Genomic DNA, 3,202 nt, shown 5'->3' on the forward strand with positions numbered 1-3,202 from the left:
CCGCCACCACCAACGCCAATCAGGCTGGCAGAATCTCAGAGCAAGGGCCGCTCGAACAGGCGGCCGTCACCGGGGGGATACACTTCACCCAGCGCTTGGCCGCCTCTGCGACCCGCTGGCCCAACAGGGCGGCGGTCTTGCGGTCGGCTTGCGGCGGGGCGAGTTCGGGGCCTTGGTCAGAGTTGGCCTGGGCCATGGCGCCGAGGAAGCTGCCCAGGCGGTTGATGTCCTCGACCGAGCCGTTCGAGCTGTTGTTGCCCGGCATCAGTCCGGTGCCGACCCAGATCATGCCGTGCTGGGCGGCGAACACCGCCAGCTGGATCAGGGTGTTGAGCTTGTCGCCGCTTTGGCTGCCCGAGACGGTGAAGCCCGCCGCGATCTTGTCCTTCCAGCCCTGGCCGAACCATACCTTCGCGGTGGCATCCATCCAGGTTTTGAACGGGCCGGACACCGAGCCCATATAGGTCGGACTGCCGAAGATGATGGCGTCGGCGCCGTTGATCAGGTCGGCCTTGGCCTCGGCGTCCTCGATGGGGATCAGGTGGACCTGGGTGGCGGCCACCTCGGCGGCGCCCTGGGCGACGGCCTTGGCCACTTCGGCGGTGTGGCCGTAGCCGGAATGGTAGACGATGGCGATCGAGGTCATGGTGAACTCCTTATAATCGTGATTGATACTGTTACAAAAGCACACAAAAAAACAGGCTTCTATCCGGCTTCGGCGCGGATGGCCGCCACCACTTCCGAAAGCATGGTGGTGGCCAGCACCGCTTCCTTGGCCGCCTCGGCGCGGTCGATGATGCGCACCAGCACCGGCTGGATGCCGCGCCCGACCGGGCAGGCCTGGTTGGGCGTCTGGTTGTGCAGGGCGGGGCCTTCCTCCTCGTCCACCGCGCGGTGGATGTGAGCCAAGGAAATCCGCCCGGCCGGCTGGGCCAGCACCGACCCCCCGGCACTGCCCCGGATCGACGACACCAAGCCAGCCTTGGCCAAGGCCGACAACAGCCGGCGCACCACCACCGGATTGGTATTGACCGAACCGGCGATCCAGTCCGACGTCACCGGTTGCCCGTCGCCCATGGCGAGCAGAGCGCAAATGTGAGTGGCAACGGCGAATCGACAGTTCTTGGCCATGGCGATATCTGTAATCGTAACTGTTACGTATGTCAAGGGCGTTTGCGCCAGGCCACCAACAGATTGTTGGCCGGCATCGGCACGGTTTCCAGATGGTCCATCCCGTGGGTCTGGGCCAGTTGGCCCACCGCTTCCAGGTCGCGCACGCCCCAGGCCGGGTTGCGCGCCTTCAGGTCCAGGTCGAAGGTCTGGTTGGACGGCGCGGTATGACGGCCGTCGATGGTGAAGGGGCCGTAAAGGATCAGCAGCCCACCGGCCGGCAGCAGCGCTGCCGCCCCCTCGACCAGCCCGATGGCGGCGTCCCACGGGGCGATGTGGATCATGTTGGCGCAAAACACCGCGTCTGCGCCGGTGACCGGCCAGGGGTGGCGGGTGACGTCCAGGCCGATGGGCGGGAGCAGGTTGGGGCAGGCGGCTTCGGCGGCCCAGGCGGCGACCGAGTCCAGGGCGCCCGCGTCGGTGTCGGTCGGCTGCCAGGAAAGGTGCGGCAGGTGGCGGGCGAACCAGGCGGCGTGCTGCCCGGTGCCCGAGGCGATCTCGATCACCTGTTTGGCATCGGCCAGCCAGCGGCGCAGCTGGGCCAGGATCGGATCGCGGTTGCGCTCAGAGGCCGGTGAATGGCGCTTCATGGTGTCATGGCCCCGACAGACGAAGGGCCCCATCTTGCCGACGGGGCCCCTGTTTTGGGAAAGGCGGCAGGCCTTACAGGCTGCCTTCCACCCATTCGAACAGCTTGCTCTTGGGCAGGGCGCCGATCTTGGTGGCCGCCACCTGGCCGCCCTTGAAGATCATCAGGGTCGGGATGCCGCGCACGCCGTACTTGCCCGGAGTGGCCGGGTTTTCGTCGATGTTGATCTTGGCGACGGTGATCTTGGCGCCCAGATCTTTCGCCAATTCCTCGAGCGCCGGAGCGATCTGACGGCAGGGGCCGCACCATTCCGCCCAGAAATCCACCAGAACCGGGCCGGTCGCCTTCAGAACCTCGGCCTCGAAGGTCGCATCGGTCACATTCTTCATCGCCAAATCCTTCTATCGCTGGTCGAGCCGTTGAGAGGCATCGACCCCTCGTTGGCCCAACTCTATGAAGCCCGTCCCCGGGCGTCAAGGCACGCCGGGAGGCTTTCCTCATATAGGGGCGTTTGCGCCGGTTGCCAGCGGCGGCGGGGAATGCGATGAATGACGGGGAAAGAAGGAAACTGTCATGGCCAAGACCCCGCTGCTGGACCGCCGTTCCTACGAAAATGGCAAGGTGATCTTCGCCCAAGGTGAAGCCGGCGACGCCGCCTTCGTGGTGGAGATGGGCGAAGTGGCGATCTTCAAGGAAATCGACGGCGAGACGGTGCGGCTGGGCACCATCAAGCAGGGCGGCATTTTCGGCGAGATGGCGGTAATCGACGGCACGCCCCGCATGGCCACCGCCATCGCTGAAGGTCATACCATCCTGGTCCGGGTTCCGAAGGCGGTGTTCGACCAGAAGCTGGCCTCGTGCGATCCGTTCATTCGCGGCCTGATCACCATTTTCCTGGGCAATATCCGGGCGGCGCACAAGCTTTACAACAGGCGCCCGCGCTCGCTGACCGACCATCTGCGCCAGTTCGAGGCTTTCGCGCTGGACATGTCCACCTACATCAACGCCATCGATGTCGAGGATTTCTCGCCCGACATGGCCGAGGCGCTGGACGACCTCAACCGGGCGCTGGACCGCATCCGCGCCGCCTCGGCCAATCACAGGGACCGCCGCGAATCGGTGCTGAGCGCCGACGACACCAGGGGGGTCAATCTGCGCGCGGTGCTGGACAAGGGCTGATCACGGCAAAAGGCCCAGGTCCGGGCCAGAATGTGACGCTATCCCTCGATTGCCATCACCGTATCGACCGCCGCCATGCGCAGCAGGTCGCGCACGCGCGGTGACGGATTGGCCAGCATCAGCGTGCCGCCGACATGGCGGGCCTGGTCGTTGGCCATCATCAGCATCGACAGCCCGCCGGAATCCACCGACATTCCCCATATGGGCGGTCCATACGCCCCTGATTGACGGCAGAATGGCAAAATTCCGGCCCAATTGGAAGGC

6 protein-coding genes are annotated in these 3,202 nt (G+C 65.6%); 1 reads left to right on the forward strand and 5 read right to left on the reverse strand.

Annotated elements, in window-relative coordinates; translation table 11 throughout:
* Positions 1-19: 19 nt before the first annotated feature.
* The 4 genes from A6A05_RS02250 to trxA all read right to left on the reverse strand — a co-directional run bounded on the left by A6A05_RS02250 (position 20) and on the right by trxA (position 2,148).
* Positions 20-646: a flavodoxin family protein gene (locus A6A05_RS02250; RefSeq protein ID WP_082910627.1), complete on the reverse strand. Its 627-nt coding sequence runs from the start codon at positions 644-646 to the stop codon at positions 20-22.
* 59 nt (positions 647-705) lie between these two features.
* On the reverse strand, positions 706-1,131 hold the full coding sequence (locus tag A6A05_RS02255) for an Rrf2 family transcriptional regulator (protein ID WP_068497047.1): 426 nt from the start codon (positions 1,129-1,131) through the stop codon (positions 706-708).
* Positions 1,132-1,163: 32 nt separating this feature from the next.
* On the reverse strand, positions 1,164-1,760 hold the full coding sequence (locus A6A05_RS02260) for a DUF938 domain-containing protein (protein ID WP_068497048.1): 597 nt from the start codon (positions 1,758-1,760) through the stop codon (positions 1,164-1,166).
* Between the two features lie 73 nt (positions 1,761-1,833).
* A complete protein-coding gene (gene trxA / locus A6A05_RS02265; RefSeq protein ID WP_082910628.1) occupies positions 1,834-2,148 on the reverse strand; it encodes a thioredoxin TrxA in 315 nt (104 codons plus the stop codon).
* 184 nt (positions 2,149-2,332) lie between these two features.
* On the opposite strand from trxA, the gene A6A05_RS02270 reads away from it, so the two are divergent.
* The gene (locus A6A05_RS02270) at positions 2,333-2,938 is read left to right on the forward strand and encodes a cyclic nucleotide-binding domain-containing protein (protein ID WP_068497052.1); all 606 of its coding nucleotides are present in this window, start codon (positions 2,333-2,335) and stop codon (positions 2,936-2,938) included.
* A gap of 38 nt (positions 2,939-2,976) precedes the next feature.
* Here A6A05_RS02270 and A6A05_RS20560 read toward each other — a convergent pair whose 3' ends face one another.
* Entirely contained in the window at positions 2,977-3,132 is a 156-nt protein-coding gene (locus A6A05_RS20560) for an STAS domain-containing protein (RefSeq protein ID WP_172822163.1), read from the reverse strand.
* Positions 3,133-3,202 lie beyond the last annotated feature (70 nt).

Source organism: Magnetospirillum moscoviense (assembly GCF_001650635.1).
In the GTDB taxonomy this organism is placed as follows: domain Bacteria; phylum Pseudomonadota; class Alphaproteobacteria; order Rhodospirillales; family Magnetospirillaceae; genus Magnetospirillum; species Magnetospirillum moscoviense.

Excerpts from the sequence above, each read along its gene's own strand:
- A6A05_RS20560 (WP_172822163.1), bottom strand. The coding sequence starts at position 3,132 with ATGTCGGTGGATTCCGGCGGGCTGTCGATGCTGATGATGGCCAACGAC.
- trxA (WP_082910628.1), bottom strand. The coding sequence starts at position 2,148 with ATGAAGAATGTGACCGATGCGACCTTCGAGGCCGAGGTTCTGAAGGCG.
- A6A05_RS02250 (WP_082910627.1), bottom strand. The coding sequence starts at position 646 with ATGACCTCGATCGCCATCGTCTACCATTCCGGCTACGGCCACACCGCC.
- A6A05_RS02255 (WP_068497047.1), bottom strand. The coding sequence starts at position 1,131 with ATGGCCAAGAACTGTCGATTCGCCGTTGCCACTCACATTTGCGCTCTG.
- A6A05_RS02270 (WP_068497052.1), top strand. The coding sequence starts at position 2,333 with ATGGCCAAGACCCCGCTGCTGGACCGCCGTTCCTACGAAAATGGCAAG.
- A6A05_RS02260 (WP_068497048.1), bottom strand. The coding sequence starts at position 1,760 with ATGAAGCGCCATTCACCGGCCTCTGAGCGCAACCGCGATCCGATCCTG.